This is a genomic window from Enterobacter sp. HK-058-C-ECC (assembly GCF_047531125.1).
Lineage (GTDB): Bacteria > Pseudomonadota > Gammaproteobacteria > Enterobacterales > Enterobacteriaceae > Enterobacter > Enterobacter quasiroggenkampii.
This window is the reverse complement of sequence record NZ_JBLKCH010000006.1, coordinates 16740-30962: the sequence shown is the minus strand read 5'-3', so window position 1 is coordinate 30962 and position 14223 is coordinate 16740. Positions and strand designations below refer to the sequence as shown.

Annotated in this window: 12 protein-coding genes; 6 read left to right on the top strand and 6 right to left on the bottom strand. The window is 62.4% G+C overall.

Annotated features, from left to right (window positions below; all coding sequences use genetic code 11):
* Positions 1-43 precede the first annotated feature (43 nt).
* The gene (locus ACMWJS_RS13255) at positions 44-646 is read right to left on the bottom strand and encodes an ATP-dependent Clp protease proteolytic subunit (RefSeq protein ID WP_024909504.1); all 603 of its coding nucleotides are present in this window, start codon (positions 644-646) and stop codon (positions 44-46) included.
* Between the two features lie 88 nt (positions 647-734).
* Between ACMWJS_RS13255 and ACMWJS_RS13250 the strand changes: the two genes are divergently transcribed.
* Positions 735-1121 carry a VOC family protein gene (locus tag ACMWJS_RS13250; RefSeq protein WP_252077621.1) on the top strand — a complete coding sequence of 129 codons (387 nt, stop codon included), beginning with the start codon at positions 735-737 and terminating at the stop codon, positions 1119-1121.
* 180 nt (positions 1122-1301) lie between these two features.
* Positions 1302-1919, top strand: a complete 618-nt coding sequence (locus ACMWJS_RS13245; protein WP_048028672.1) for a response regulator transcription factor — start codon at positions 1302-1304, stop codon at positions 1917-1919.
* Between the two features lie 3 nt (positions 1920-1922).
* Here ACMWJS_RS13245 and ACMWJS_RS13240 read toward each other — a convergent pair whose 3' ends face one another.
* The 5 genes from ACMWJS_RS13240 to ACMWJS_RS13220 all read right to left on the bottom strand — a co-directional run bounded on the left by ACMWJS_RS13240 (position 1923) and on the right by ACMWJS_RS13220 (position 9145).
* A complete protein-coding gene (locus tag ACMWJS_RS13240) occupies positions 1923-7505 on the bottom strand; it encodes an ATP-binding protein (RefSeq protein ID WP_414747180.1) in 5583 nt (1860 codons plus the stop codon).
* A gap of 9 nt (positions 7506-7514) precedes the next feature.
* A complete protein-coding gene (locus tag ACMWJS_RS13235; RefSeq protein ID WP_008501346.1) occupies positions 7515-7895 on the bottom strand; it encodes a response regulator transcription factor in 381 nt (126 codons plus the stop codon).
* Between the two features lie 20 nt (positions 7896-7915).
* Positions 7916-8179: a XapX domain-containing protein gene (locus ACMWJS_RS13230; protein WP_024909507.1), complete on the bottom strand. Its 264-nt coding sequence runs from the start codon at positions 8177-8179 to the stop codon at positions 7916-7918.
* Positions 8176-8397: a DUF1427 family protein gene (locus ACMWJS_RS13225; RefSeq protein ID WP_024909508.1), complete on the bottom strand. Its 222-nt coding sequence runs from the start codon at positions 8395-8397 to the stop codon at positions 8176-8178. Before ACMWJS_RS13225 ends, ACMWJS_RS13230 begins: the two co-directional genes overlap by 4 nt.
* Before the next feature lie 61 nt (positions 8398-8458).
* Entirely contained in the window at positions 8459-9145 is a 687-nt protein-coding gene (locus ACMWJS_RS13220; protein WP_302224642.1) for a hydrolase, read from the bottom strand.
* 218 nt (positions 9146-9363) lie between these two features.
* Between ACMWJS_RS13220 and ACMWJS_RS13215 the strand changes: the two genes are divergently transcribed.
* Genes ACMWJS_RS13215 through ACMWJS_RS13200 form a run of 4 tightly spaced genes read left to right on the top strand, consistent with a single transcriptional unit; the run spans position 9364 to position 14110 of the window.
* Positions 9364-11235 (top strand): amidohydrolase, encoded by a 1872-nt coding sequence (locus tag ACMWJS_RS13215; protein WP_414747179.1) that lies wholly within the window; start codon positions 9364-9366, stop codon positions 11233-11235.
* A complete protein-coding gene (locus tag ACMWJS_RS13210; protein WP_032649971.1) occupies positions 11235-11642 on the top strand; it encodes a DoxX family protein in 408 nt (135 codons plus the stop codon). The genes ACMWJS_RS13215 and ACMWJS_RS13210 overlap by 1 nt, the downstream gene beginning before the upstream one ends.
* Positions 11639-13258: an MFS transporter gene (locus ACMWJS_RS13205; protein ID WP_414747178.1), complete on the top strand. Its 1620-nt coding sequence runs from the start codon at positions 11639-11641 to the stop codon at positions 13256-13258. The genes ACMWJS_RS13210 and ACMWJS_RS13205 overlap by 4 nt, the downstream gene beginning before the upstream one ends.
* A gap of 30 nt (positions 13259-13288) precedes the next feature.
* Positions 13289-14110: an alpha/beta fold hydrolase gene (locus ACMWJS_RS13200; protein ID WP_167214157.1), complete on the top strand. Its 822-nt coding sequence runs from the start codon at positions 13289-13291 to the stop codon at positions 14108-14110.
* The last annotated feature ends 113 nt before the right edge of the window (positions 14111-14223 follow it).

Below are 14223 nucleotides of genomic sequence, written 5' to 3'. Positions count from 1 at the left end.
GATGAGGTCTGGGTTAGCGCCCGTTTCCGGGCGCAATAACGCATTAATCCAGCTTTAGCTCGTCATAGTGGGTAATCAGTTTACCCACGATGCCGTAATCCAGCGCTTCTGCCGGAGACATCCAGAAGTTGCGGTCGGTGTCTTTTTTCACTTTTTCCAGCGGCTGGCCGGTGGCGTCGGCGATCAGCTTGTTCACGCGATCCAGCATGCGGATGATCTCGCGCGCTTCGATCTCAATATCGGTCGCCTGACCGCGCACGCCGCCCAGCGGCTGGTGGATCATGAAGCGGGTATTTGGCAGCGAGTAGCGGTGCTCTTTTTTCGCAGCCAGGAAGATGGTGATCCCGGCGCTCGCGACCCAGCCGGTGCCGATCACGTGCACTTCCGGGCGAATGAATTTGATGAAGTCGTGGATGGTGTCGCCCGCTTCCACGTGGCCGCCCTGGCTGTTGATGTACAGCTTGATCGGATCGTTGCTGACGCTTTGCAGCAGGATCATCTGGGTGATCACTTTCTGCGCCAGCTCCTGGTTGATCTCACCGGAGATCACAATCGAACGAGACTCCAGCAGTTTTTGCTGCAGAGCGCCCGCGCCGTTTGACCCTTCCGCTTTTTCCTTGTCGCTTTCTTTCAGTGTGTAGTGCATTGTTATTTCCTCAGCTTGTCGCGCTCAAAACCAGAGTGTAGCCTGTTTTACCGATCAAAGTCCTCACAGACAAATCACGAGGGAGCTTATGCATATTGCCCATGTTGCACTGTGGACCCGAAACCTGAACGCCCAGGTTCAGTTCTGGGAAACGGTTTTTAATGGCCGCAGCAACGAACGCTACGTCAGTAAAAATCGTCCCGGGTTTGAATCACACTTTATTACGCTGAATGACGGACCGACCATCGAGCTGATGACGCTGCCGGACCTGCCCGCAGCCCCGTCACATCCGGAGTTTATCGGCTGGGCGCATATTGCCATCAACGTCGGCAGCAAGGCGCAGGTGGACGACATGGCCGAACGGGCGCAGGCCAGCGGCACGCTGCTCAGCGTCCCGCGCATGACCGGAGACGGCTTCTATGAAGCGGTGATCGCGGACCCGGACGGCAACCGGATTGAGCTTGTCGGTGCATAACATCAGCGTTTCGTTCCTGAACTCGCCCGGTCACGGATCGCTATACTTCATATGATTATCATATTGTTAAATGATAATTATAATTAATGTGTTAAGATGAAAGTCAGCATAAACAGTCCCTTACGTCACTCCTGGGGGCTGTTTGCATCCTCGACATGTAAATCAGCACCGGGGCGGTGAATGGAACACATTGTGTATGTGGTTGATGACGATGACGCAGTCAGACAGTCCGTAATCGGGCTGCTGGAATCCGCAGACTTAAACGCCATCGGCTTTTCATCGGCAGAAGCGTTTCTTCAGCACCGCTTTGAAGAGCTCCCCTCGTGCGTGGTCCTCGATATGCAGATGCCCACCATCTCGGGTTTTGAGGTGGCAGATGCCCTCAAGGACAGCGGGCGTGAAATCCCGATTATCTTTCTCACCGGCCACGGCACCATTCCGATGTCGGTGCGCGCCATTAAAGGCGGCGCTTACGAATTTCTCACCAAGCCCGTCGAATCCACCGCGCTTATCGACGCCATTGAGTCCGCGCTGCAGCTGGCGGAAAACAATGCCGAGCGCAATAAAGAGCACTACGCCCTGAAGCAGCGCCATCTCTCCCTCACACCGCGCGAACACGAGGTGCTCACGCTGGCGATAAGCGGCATGCTGAATAAGCAAATTGCCGCCGAGCTGGGCGTCAGTGAGATCACGGTGAAAGTGCATCGCCGCCGCGTAATGGAGAAAATGCAGGTGCGCTCCGTGGCAGAGCTGGTCAGGGCCGTTGAGCGCCTGACCAAAAGCCAGCCTGCGGAGTAACGTTTACCCTTCCTGTACCGCCAGCGGCAGCGCAAAGGCAAACACCGTGCCGTAAGGCTCCCGGCGGCGCGCGCTCAGCTTCCCGCAGTGGCGCTCAATGATGCTGGCGCTGATGGTCAGCCCCATCCCCATTCCCTGTGGCTTGGTGGAGTAGAACGAGTCAAAAATCTGCTCCAGCCGCTCGGGCTCAATGCCGCTCCCGGTATCGGCGATCTCAACGATCGCTTTCCCGTCCGCGTTGCTGGTGCTGAGGGTGATAGTGCAGGCGCGATCCTTCACATCGGCCATCGCCTCAACGGCGTTCATCACCAGGTTAAGCAGCACCTGCTGGATCTGCACGCTATCGCCGGTGATAAAGCTGTCCTGCGCCTTCAACAGGTAATCAACGCTAATGTGTCGCTGCTCCAGCTCGCTGCGGGAGAGCGCGATGATATGGTGGATCAGATAGTGCAGATCGATGCGCGAGAAGGTGGGATCCTGCTTGCGCGTCAGGGACTGGATGCTGCGAATGATCTCCCCCGCCCTCGCGCCTTCCGCGGCGATCTCTTCCAGCCCTTCCCGCACTTTATCCAGCCGGGCCGGCTCCCGGCTGAGCCAGCGCAGGCTCGCTCCGGCGTTAGAGACGATCGACATCAGCGGCTGGTTGATCTCATGGGCGATGGAGGAGGTCAGCTGTCCGACCGTGGTGGCGCGGGACACCCTCGCCAGATCCGCCTGCGCCACCCGCATGGCATCCTCCGCGGCGCGCTGGCTGGTGATATCGGTGATGATGCCGTAATACTCGTTCACCTCGCTGCCCACGCCCACCGGATCGCCAATCCCGAGGATATAGCGCGTTGAACCGTCGGTACGCTTCACCCGAAACTCCGCGCGCATGGAGAGCCCTTCGCGCACGCTCTGCGTGACGATGGTGCTGATGCGGGCGTAATCGTCTTCATGAACGAAGGTCAAAAACTCCGCCATGGAGATCATCTTTTGCTGCTCGGGCAGGCCGAGGATGCGGGCGTACTCCTCCGAGACAAACATCAGATCCTGCTCCAGCTCCCAGCGCCAGCTGCCGGTGTGGCTGATCTGCTCGCCCAGCATCAGCGAGGTCTGGCTGGCGCGCAGCTCTTTTTCCACCCGACGGCGCTGGATGTTCTCTCCCAGCAGCTCGGCGTACAGCCGCGCCGTCTCCAGGGAGACCGCAGCCTGCGCCCCCAGCAGGCTCACCACGCGAGAATGCTCGGCGGTGAAAACCTCCGGCATCAGGCGGTTTTCCAGGTAGAGCACGCCCACCAGCCGCGCCTGTTTGAACATCGGGACGCACATGACGGCCGCCCCCGAGGTCACCAGATAGGGATCCTGACTGAAGGGGTGAAACTCCTCCGGCTTACCGGTGCGGATCTCCTGCCCGGTGCGGATCACCGCCGCCAGCACCGACAGGGGCATGTCGGTCGCCGTCGGCACGTCTTTCAGGATCCGCACCCGCACGCCGTCGGTGCTGGTCCAGGCGCTGGCCTCGATCTCCGGGATCAGGTTATCGCTCACGCGAAGCAGCAGGCCGCGCTGCGCCCCGGCGCGTTCGAGGAGGATCGTCATCAGGTTTTCGATTAAGCGCTCGAGGTTGATCTCTTCCGACAGCGCGCGGGAGGCTTTGATGACGCTCTGCAGATCGCGGATCGTCTCGTTCTGGGCGAACGCCACCGTGTCATAGGCGCTCGCCTGCCCTGAAGCCAGCAGATGCGGGAAATCCTGCTCCAGCTGGCGCACCTTGGCCTGCGCGCCCGCCCGGCCCCAGGCGGCAATTGCGCCACGGAAGTGTGCGTCCGAGGCGGTTGGATAGCCGCAGGCCAGCGCAAAGCGGCCCGCCAGCTCGTGGGCCAGGGCATTAATCGGATTAAACCCGCCCTCGCGGGAGAGTCGGACCGCCTTCTCGTACTGCTCAAGCGCGATGCTGTTCATCCCGTCCAGACGCACGATTTCGGCGTAGATCAGCGCCTCTTTATCCGCGAACGTGCCGGGATTAATGCGCGCCCAGAGGGCGATTTTGTCATAGTGGGCGTGAATGTTGCGGCGGTGGTTCGCCGAGAAGGTCTCCGGCGTCAGCTGACGGGAAAGCGCCAGCGCGCTGTAAAGATGGTAATCCAGCAGATGGATGTGCCCCGGCGCAGACCACGCGTACCACCCCGCCATCTCCAGATCCGCCTGCGCGTCGGCATACTCGCCGCAGGTAAAGTGGGCCATGCCGCGGTAGAGCCAGTACCAGAACAGCATGGTGGAGGTCTGCTCCGGTGCCTGCTCCGGCGACGCGGGCAGCAATGCCTCCGGCAGCACCTGCGATGCGGTCCAGGTGCCGATAACAGGCGTGCGCAGGAACTCAACGTAGCCGCGCTGGACCATCAAAATGGTCTCCACGTCCTGAAAGTGGGTTTTACGCACGAACGCCAGGCCGCGATCGATGCTGGTCAGCACCCCGTCCAGGTGATCGCCCCGGGAGAGGAAATTAATGACCTGGTGGCAGGCCGCAAAGCAGGCCATCGTCATATCCCCGTGGGTCACCGCCGAGGTAAAGCAGGCTTTCGCGCACTCGATGGTAAACGATAAAGGCTGGGTCCAGACGCTGAGCTGGTCGAGCGGCAGCAGGGTTTTAGCTTCGAATGCGTCGTAGCCGTGGCGATTGACCAGTTCGCGGGCCAGCGTGCCGTACTGGAAGCCGAGGCGATACTCGGCGTAGCGGTGGCCCATCAGCACGCCAAACCAGGCCATCGCCGTGGTGGAGGCGCCGGTAATACCGTGGTCGAGCGTCAGGTGCATCATGCGGCAAAGCAGTAAAAAGTGCAGGCGCGGACAGATGAAGCTGGCGCAAATGCTGGCGCTGTAGAGCAGGTTCATCACCGCTTCGGTTTCCGGGTTATCCATCCGCGAGAGCGGGGCAAACAGGGTTTGCGGCGCGTCGCCCGCGCGGTTACAGAAGTGTTCCCAGGCCTCGTCGCAGTCGGCATCTTCCGGATAGCGGCCGATCTGAATACCAAAGACCCCCAGCCAGCAGAGCGCCGCCTCCAGCGCCAGACGGCTGTCCGACTGGCGAATGTACACTTCCACCAGCAGATTGGCCGCCAGCGCCTTTTCGGTCAGCCCGCCGGGGCACCCGAGAATGGCGTCACACAGCTCGCGGGTGCGCGCCAGGTGCCCCAGCGCAAACTCGCAGCCCGCCTCTTCGATATCGAGCATAAAGTCTGACACCGTCCCGGCGTTGCCCAGCGCTCGGGCAGTCCGGATATAGCTCAGCGCCGAGAGATAATCCCCCGAGCGTTTCGCGCGTCGCGCGGCCAGCAGGCTCAGCTCGCGGAACATCTGGCGCTGCGGGGCGGGCTGGATGCTGTCCAGCGCGGCCGTGACGTGATGTACGGCGCGAAACAGCAGCTCGTTCCCCGCCGCCTGCCGCGCGGCGTCGGCCAGCAGGCTGGCGGTGGTCAGATGAAGATGGCTTTTCTCATGCCGATCCAGCAGCGCAAAGGCGGCCTCCTGCACCCGGTCGTGGGTGAAGGAGTACGCTTTCTCCGTCAGCACGATCAGCTGCGCCATGACCGCCGGATGCAGCGCGTAGCGCATTTCCGCCATCGATATACCAACCACGCGGCAGAGCATCTCCATTTCGCCCGTGCCGCCGAGGCAGGCAAGGCTGCCCAGCAGGCGACGCGTCTCGTCGGGCAACTCTTCCAGCTTCTCCAGCACCAGAGTGACGACGTTTTCTGTGTAATGCCGGGCGCGGATGGCCTGCAGATCGTAGTGCCACTTGTCCTGATATTTGTTGTGCACCACCAACCCGTCATCGACGATGCGGCGGAAAAATTCGTGTACAAAGAGCGGGTTGCCCCCGGTCTTTTCATGGATCAGCGTGGCGAGGTCGGTCGTCGCCGTGCTGCGGGTGCGAAATACCGTCCCCAGCCAGCGGGACACGGCTTTGACAGAGAGCGCCTGCGGGACAATTTCGCTCGCGTGCTGTGCCGCCTCCGGCAGGCTCGCCAGTTGCTGTTGCAGTGCGGGGTCGGACAACGAACCGATGTCGCGGTGAGCCACAACCACCAGCAGCGGGATCGCGCCACAGTTCACCAGCAGGTAGTTGAGCGTATGCAGGCTGGCGGCGTCGCTCCACTGGAGATCGTCGAGCACCAGCACCAGCGGGCAGCCCTGCGAGGCAAAGGTTTTCACCAGCGCCAGCACCATATGGCTGAAGCGCGCCCGGGCATCAATGGAAAATGTATCCGCCGGGAAGCGCGGCTTGCGCTCAAGCAGCAGGCCCAGCTCGGGCACGAGGCTGACGGCCAGCGCCTCGTGTCCTTCCAGGGCGCGAGAAAGACGGATTTTCCACTTCGCCACCTCGTCTGCTGGCAGGCCCAGCAGGTGCAGGGTCAGGGGGCGGAATGCGGAGCTTAATACGCCGTAGGGCAATGACGGTGAAAACTGATCCACTTTGCCCACCGCCAGCAGCACCGTACGCTGCTGGAGCGTTTTTAACGCCGTCGCAATGATGGAGGACTTGCCGATCCCCGACGGCCCGCCGATGGTCACCAGCTCCGGCACGCGGTTCTGCCCCACCCGCTCAAACGCGGCAATGACGTCATTCGCCTGCTGATGCGTCGCGAACAGCGAGTCTGCCAGAAGAATCGCCGGTGTGCGGTCCTGCTGGCCGGGGGTAAAGGCGACGATCTCACCCTCACCGGTCAACGTCGCCTGGCAGCGGCGGAGGTCGGCAATCAGCCCGTCAACCGTCTGGTAGCGGTTATCGGGGTGCTTCTCCAGCAGCTTCAGGATGATGGTCGACAGCATTCCCGGCACGTCCGGGCGTATCGCATCCGGAGCCAGCGGCGCCGAGGCAATATGGTAGTGCGCCCAGTTGGTCCGATCGTCCTCCCCCCGTTCAAACGGCAGGCGTCCGGTCAGGAGTTCATACAGCACCACGCCGAGGCTGTAGAGATCGCTGCGGCCATCGACGGGGCGCTGGGTGCGGGAGGTGTGCTCCGGGGACATATACGCCGGCGTGCCGCCTGAAATGGCAAGCCGGGTCTGCGCGAAGGCGCCGGAGAGGCTGCATGAAAGGCCAAAGCTGCCCAGACGGCAGGTGGCATCGTGATGAACAAAAATATTGCCAGGCTTGATATCGCCGTGGATCAGGTTTTGCAGATGCATCTGGCGCAGAGGAACGCAGATCTGGATCGCCAGCTCGATAAAGCGCGCGATCCCCGAGATCGCCCTGCCCGCGCGCCGCGCCAGCAGCTCAAACGAAAACGGGGCGTACACCAGCGCGAAGCGTCCCCGGTACTGGGTGGACGCGACGGCGCGAATGGCCCAGCTGTCCTGCAGCGCGTCACGCAGCGCAAACTCGTTTTTCAGCAGCCGGGTGGCCCGCTCTTCCTCTTCGTCGCTGACCGCGGTGGCGATAATGAACGAGCCGCCGGAATGAGGATGTCGCGCGTGCATCCAGGCGATTCCGCCCTCCTGCGCCAGCACGGTAAAAATCACATCCTCTTTAAGGACAAAAACCCGCCCCTGGTGAAGATTTCCCTGGGCGGGCCAGAATGCAGGCTGCTCGTGTTCGTTCATCCGCGATCCTTATTGTCGGCGGGCCAGCTCCCGCTGAATATGATCCAGCAGAATATCGATGTTAATCGGCTTACGCAAAAAAGCAGCGGCGCCCAGACCGAGAGCGTACCGCTGCATATTTTCATCAGCATGACCGGAGATAAAGAGCACGGGCGGAGGCGGTACGGCCAGCAGCCGCAGCTTGTCAAATAGCTCAAGGCCGCTCATACCCCGGAGCTTGATATCGGTGATCACTAGCGCCGCGCCGGACAGGGCAAGCGGATGGCTCAGAAATACCTCTGCCGAATCAAACGTGTCGGTTGAATAGCCTTCCGACTCCAGGAGATTACTCAACCCGCTGCGGACGGAACGTTCGTCATCAATGATGGCAATGCGCCACGGCAGCGTCATGCTGTTATTCCTCTAACCAGTCATTTAACGTCGCGAGGGTCCTTCGCGGGCGCAGGGGGCGCCGTGCCGCTGATTTTCGGTACGCATTCGTGACGAAACCAGGCGAGGGTGAGCGGTTCGCGACTCAGTAAACGTCGTCCCACCGGGATGAGCTGTTCGCCCACCAGCATGCCGAACAGGCCAAGCAGGGCGACAACCGGCGGTGCCGGGGAATGGACGTCGAGCAGAGCGTAAATTACCCCAGCAACCACGCCGCACACCAGCGAAATTATCCATGCTTTCATGATGACGCTCCCGTCTGCGATGCCGCCTGCGGAACGGTCACCTGAGGAGGTGGGGCGCCGTCGCGGGATAAGAGATGGCGCGTCGCCTGTTCACCCGCCAGCATCCCCAGCAGACCAATCAGCGCCAGCGCGGGCGGCGCGGGGGAGCGCACCTTCAGCACGGCATACATCAGGCCAATCAACACGCCTGCCGCAAGGGATATCAGCCCAGTACTCATCGTGAACTCCAGAGAAAGAGGCAGCGGCGAGCCGGATGAGGGACCAGCCCGCCGACGGGACTTAGCGAGCCGGGACCGGCGCTAAGGTGCGGTGCTCGCTCTTCTGGCGAGACGGCGCTTTGTGCACCATGGTGTAGGCGTAATCCACGCCCATGCCGTACGCGCCGGAATGCTCGCGCACGATGTCCATTACCGCGGTGTAGGTCTCTTTACGCGCCCAGTCGCGCTGCCACTCCAGCATCACCTGCTGCCAGGTCACCGGGATCACGCCCGCCTGGATCATGCGCTGCATCGCGTAGTCGTGGGCTTCTTTGGAGGTACCGCCGGACGCGTCCGCCACCATATAAATTTCGTAGTCGCCTTCCAGCATCGCGCACAGGGCAAAGCTGTTGTTGCACACTTCGGTCCACAGACCGGCCACCACGACCTTCTTCTTGCCGTTGGACTTCAGCGCATCGCGCACCTTCTGGTCGTCCCAGGAGTTCATGGAGGTACGCTCCAGAATGTCCTGACCCGGGAACACGTCCAGCAGCTCAGGATAGGTATTGCCGGAGAAGCTTTCGGTCTCTACGGTGGTGATGATGGTCGGGATGTTGAACACCTTAGCCGCTTTCGCCAGCGCCACGGTGTTGTTTTTTAGCACCTGGCGGTCAATCGACTGCACGCCAAACGCCATCTGTGGCTGGTGATCGATAAAGATGATCTGACAGTTCGCAGGGGTTAACACTTCGAGCTTTGAAGAGGTCATAGCATTTTCCAGTGGTTAAGGGTAGAAATCGCCGCGAGCGCCGCGACGATAAAGTCACCCTCATCCTGCGGTTTTCCTTCTCCGCGCGTAATTATCTCTTCGTATAGTTAACCTTAGGTATAGTTATACTTTGGTATACCTATCCTATTGTATAACTGGATCTTTGCCGAAACCGGTTCCCATAATCCTGACCATTCCCCTCTCAGTCAGGAGCAGTTATGGATACCCCAGGTAAAGCCGATCTCATTCTGGTTAACGGCCAGTTTCACACCGTCGATCGCGAGAATCCTGTCGCGGAAGCCGTTGCCGTGCGCGACGGAAAATTTCTGGAAGTGGGTACCGTCGCCGAGGTGATGCAGCACCACGGCGACGGCACCAAAGTGGTCGACTTAAAAGGCCACACCGCCATCCCCGGCCTGAACGACTCGCACCTGCACCTGATCCGCGGCGGGCTGAACTACAACCTCGAGCTGCGCTGGGAAGGCGTGCCCTCCCTGGCCGACGCCCTGCGGATGCTGAAAGAGCAGGCGCTGCGCACCCCGTCGCCGCAGTGGGTGCGCGTGGTGGGCGGCTGGACCGAGTTCCAGTTTGCCGAGCGCCGCATGCCGACCCTCGACGAAATTAACGACGCCGCGCCGGATACCCCGGTCTTCATCCTGCACCTGTACGACCGCGCCCTGCTCAACCGCGCCGCGCTGAAGGTGGTCGGCTACACCAAAGACACGCCAAACCCGCCGGGCGGGGAGATCCAGCGCGACGCCAACGGCAACCCGACCGGGATGCTGATTGCCCGTCCGAACGCCATGATCCTCTACGCCACGCTGGCCAAAGGGCCGAAGCTGCCGCTGGAGCAGCAGGTCAACTCCACGCGTCAGTTCATGCGCGAGCTTAACCGTCTGGGGCTGACCAGCGCCATCGACGCGGGCGGCGGCTTCCAGAACTACCCGGAAGATTACGAGGTGATCGCCGAGCTGCACGAGAAAAAGCAGATGACCATCCGCATCGCCTACAACCTCTTTACCCAGCGCCCGGGCCACGAGCTGGAAGACTTTGAAAAATGGACCGACATGCTCACGCCGGGCCAGGGCAGCGACTTCTTCCGCCACAACGGCGCGGGCGAGATGCTGGTCTTCTCCGCCGCCGATTTTGAAGATTTCCTCGAGCCGCGCCCGGATCTCGCGCCGGGCATGGAGGACGAGCTGGAGCGCGTGGTACGCCATCTGGTGGAGCACCGCTGGCCGTTCCGCCTGCACGCCACTTATAACGAATCCATCAGCCGCATGCTGGACGTCTTCGAGAAGGTGAACCGCGACATTCCGTTCAACGGCCTGCACTGGTTCTTCGACCATGCGGAAACTGTGTCACAGGCCAACATCGACCGCATCAAAGCGCTCGGCGGCGGCATTGCCGTCCAGCACCGCATGGCCTTCCAGGGGGAATACTTTGCCGAGCGTTACGGCATCGAAGCCACCCGCCATACGCCGCCGGTGGCGAAAATGCTCGAGACCGGCGTGCCGGTGGGCCTGGGAACGGACGCCACCCGCGTGGCGAGCTACAACCCGTGGACAGCGCTCTACTGGCTGGTCTCCGGCCGCACCGTCGGCGGGATGCAGATGTACGATCACAGCGCCCGTCTGGACCGCGATACGGCCCTGATGCTCTGGACCCAGGGCAGCGCGTGGTTCTCCAGCGAGCAGAACCAGAAGGGGCAGATTAAAGTCGGCCAGCTTGCCGACCTGGCGGTGCTGAGCAAAGACTACTTCCGCGTGCCGGAAGAGGAGATCAAGGGCATCGAGTCCGTTCTCACGGTGGTCAACGGCGACATCGTCTACGCCGCGGGCAGCTTTGGCCCGCTCGCGCCGCCGGCCATCCCGGTCCTGCCCGAGTGGTCCCCGGTGGTCAAGGTGCCGGGCCACTACCGCAGCGCGCCGCCGCAGGCCGCACGCGTGGGTATGAGCGCCGTCCACCACTGCAGCGGGCCGTGCGGGGTTCACAGCCACCAGCATGACTTCGCCCGCACGTCAGCGATGCCGGTGTCCGACGATAACGCTTTCTGGGGGGCGCTGGGCTGCAGCTGCTTTGCATTCTGATGAAAAACACCACTATGCCGCCCCGGATCGACCTGGGGCTGTTCTTCCTGCGCCTGACCGGCAGCCTGCTGCTGCTGTACGTGCACGGCCTGCCGAAGGTGCTGCACTTCAGCGAAGAGCTGACGCGCATTGAAGATCCGTTCGGCTTCGGGCCTTACGCCAGCCTGATCCCGGCGATTGTCGCCGAGGTGATCTGCCCGCTGTTGATCATTGCGGGCGTCTACACCCGCCTGGCGTGCCTGCCGATTATCGCCGTGCTGCTGGTGGCGATGCTGGCGGTCCACCCGAACTGGTCGATTGCCGAAGGGCAATTTGGCTGGCTGCTGCTGATTATCTTCACCACTCTCGCCCTCACCGGGCCGGGCCAGTGGCGGCTGCAGCGTAAGGCAACGGAGAGGTTCGCATGACCCAGGTTAACGACGTTCGCGACGCACACGTCGAGACGACGCCCGCACCGACGGTTTCACCCTGGCAGCCGCTGAGCCAGCCGGTGTTCCGCATGCTGTGGATCGCCACGGTGGTCTCTAACGTCGGCTCATGGATGAGCGACGTCGGCATCAACTGGAGCATGCTGACCCTGAGCGCCGACCCGCTGGATATCGCGCTGGTGCAGGCGGCCAGCAGCCTGCCGATGTTCCTCTTCGCCCTGCCGTCCGGGGTGATGGCGGACATCGTTGACCGGCGTAAATACCTGCTCTTCTCCCAGCTGTGGGTGTTCATCGCCGCCGCCGGGCTGACGGTGCTCTCCTTCACCGGACACGTCACCCCAACCGTGCTGCTGGTGGCGACGTTTCTGCTGAGCGTGGGGGCGGCGATGAGCTCGCCGCCGTTCCAGGCCGTGGTGCCCGATCTGGTGAGCAAGCCGGAGCTGGGCGCCGCCGTGGCGCTGAACTCGCTCGGGGTGAACATCAGCCGGGCGATTGGCCCCGCCCTGGGTGGTTTCCTGCTGTCGCTCGCCGGGCCGTGGATGGTGTTTGCCCTGAACGCGCTGTCCGTGGTGGGCGTGGCGTGGGTACTGTGGCGCTGGCGTCCGGCCCCGTCCATTCAGCGTCTGCCGCCGGAGCACTTCTTCTCTGCGGTGCGCACAGGCATCCGCTACGTGCACGCCGCCCCGGTGCTGCGCAACGTGCTGGTGCGTACGGTGGCCTTCTTCGTTTTCGGCAGCGCAGGCTGGGCGCTGCTGCCGCTGGTGGCGCGCCGCGAGCTGGGCCTGGGCCCGGCGGGCTACGGCGTGATGCTGGCGTGCATTGGACTGGGGGCGATTGCCGGGGCCATCCTGCTGCCGCGCCTGCGCCAGCGGCTGAACGCTGACCGCCTGATGGTGGCCGCGAGTCTGGTCTTTGCCCTCACCATGCTGGCGCTGGCGTTTGTGCGCCACGTCTGGCTGCTCAACCTGTTTGAGTTCTTCACCGGCTTCGCGTGGATTGCGGTGCTCTCGACGCTGAACCTCGGCGCGCAGCGCAGCGCCGCCCGCTGGGTGAAGGCCCGCGCGCTGGCGGTCTACCTGACGGTCTTCTTCGGCTCGATGACCACGGGCAGCGCCATCTGGGGGCAGATTGCCTCCCGGTTCGGCACCCCGACCGCGCTGGTTGTCGCCACGCTGGGGATGGTGCTGGCAAGCGCCACCGTGTTCCGCTGGAAGCTGGAGAAAGACCCGGAATTGAACCTCGACCTGAGCGGCCAGCCGCTGGACGGCGTGGAGATCGACCTGCCGAACGAGCGCGGCCCGGTGCTGGTCTCGCACGAGTACATCATCGACCCGCACAACGCGAAAGCGTTTTTGCAGGCAGTGCACGAGCTGCGCCGGGTGCGACGCCGCGCCGGGGCGATGAGCTGGGCGGTATACGAGGATATCGAGCGCCCCGGCCTGTTTATCGAGACCTTCCTGATGGGCTCGTGGATTGAGCATCTGCGCCAGCAGGAGCGCCACACCATGAATGACCTCCTGCTGCAGAGCCGCGTTCTGGCTTTTCATCAGGGCACAACATCACCGGCAATTCGTTATCTGGTCGCGCCGGTATAACCCTAACCATCACCTGCACAGGAACACACTATGGCAACGTTTAAGGCAAAAGACGGCACGCAGATTTACTACAAAGAAGGCGGCGCGGGCAAACCGGTTCTCTTCAGCCACGGCTGGCCGCTGGACGGCGACATGTGGGACAGCCAGCTGAACTACCTGGCCGAGCGCGGCTTCCGCGCCATCGCCTTTGACCGTCGCGGCTTTGGCCGCTCGGATCAGCCGTGGAACGGTTACGACTACGACACCTTTGCGTCCGACATCAACGACCTGATCACCACCCTGGACCTGCAGGACGTGACGCTGGTGGGCTTCTCCATGGGCGGCGGCGACGTGACCCGCTACATCAACAACTACGGCAGCGCGCGTGTGGCCGGTCTGGCGCTGCTGGGCGCGGTCACGCCGATCTTCGGCAAATCCGGCACCTTCCCGCAGGGTGTGGATCAGAGCGTGTTCGACGGCATTCGCGACGGACTGCGTAAAGATCGCGCCCAGTTCATCAGCGACTTCGCCACCCCGTTCTACGGCACCAACGCCGGACAGACCGTTTCCGCCGGTGCCCTGACGCAGACGCTGAACATCGCCCTGCTGGCCTCCCTGAAGGGTACCATCGACTGCGTGACCGCCTTCGGCGAAACCGACTTCCGCCCGGATATGGCGAAAATCGATGTGCCGACGCTGGTGATCCACGGCAGCAACGACCAGATCGTGCCGTTTGAAAGCACCGGCAAGCTGGCGGCAGAGATGATCAAAAACGCCACGCTGAAGGTGTACGACAACGCGCCGCACGGCTTCGCGCTGACCCACCAGGACCAGCTCAACGAAGATCTGCTGGCGTTTGTGAAGTCGCTGTAAGTTCCCGGGGCTGACGCCAGAAGGCGTCAGCTATTCCCGTTCATTCCCCCCTGAACAGGCAGTGACGCTTCACAGATAATTCTTATAAGATGACGAAAATATTCTCCTCTTTT

Excerpts from the sequence above, each read along its gene's own strand:
- ACMWJS_RS13220 (WP_302224642.1), bottom strand. The coding sequence starts at position 9,145 with ATGACCTCTTCAAAGCTCGAAGTGTTAACCCCTGCGAACTGTCAGATC.
- ACMWJS_RS13235 (WP_008501346.1), bottom strand. The coding sequence starts at position 7,895 with ATGACGCTGCCGTGGCGCATTGCCATCATTGATGACGAACGTTCCGTC.
- ACMWJS_RS13230 (WP_024909507.1), bottom strand. The coding sequence starts at position 8,179 with ATGAAAGCATGGATAATTTCGCTGGTGTGCGGCGTGGTTGCTGGGGTA.
- ACMWJS_RS13205 (WP_414747178.1), top strand. The coding sequence starts at position 11,639 with ATGACCCAGGTTAACGACGTTCGCGACGCACACGTCGAGACGACGCCC.
- ACMWJS_RS13210 (WP_032649971.1), top strand. The coding sequence starts at position 11,235 with ATGAAAAACACCACTATGCCGCCCCGGATCGACCTGGGGCTGTTCTTC.
- ACMWJS_RS13215 (WP_414747179.1), top strand. The coding sequence starts at position 9,364 with ATGGATACCCCAGGTAAAGCCGATCTCATTCTGGTTAACGGCCAGTTT.
- ACMWJS_RS13240 (WP_414747180.1), bottom strand. The coding sequence starts at position 7,505 with ATGAACGAACACGAGCAGCCTGCATTCTGGCCCGCCCAGGGAAATCTT.
- ACMWJS_RS13250 (WP_252077621.1), top strand. The coding sequence starts at position 735 with ATGCATATTGCCCATGTTGCACTGTGGACCCGAAACCTGAACGCCCAG.
- ACMWJS_RS13225 (WP_024909508.1), bottom strand. The coding sequence starts at position 8,397 with ATGAGTACTGGGCTGATATCCCTTGCGGCAGGCGTGTTGATTGGCCTG.
- ACMWJS_RS13255 (WP_024909504.1), bottom strand. The coding sequence starts at position 646 with ATGCACTACACACTGAAAGAAAGCGACAAGGAAAAAGCGGAAGGGTCA.
- ACMWJS_RS13245 (WP_048028672.1), top strand. The coding sequence starts at position 1,302 with ATGGAACACATTGTGTATGTGGTTGATGACGATGACGCAGTCAGACAG.
- ACMWJS_RS13200 (WP_167214157.1), top strand. The coding sequence starts at position 13,289 with ATGGCAACGTTTAAGGCAAAAGACGGCACGCAGATTTACTACAAAGAA.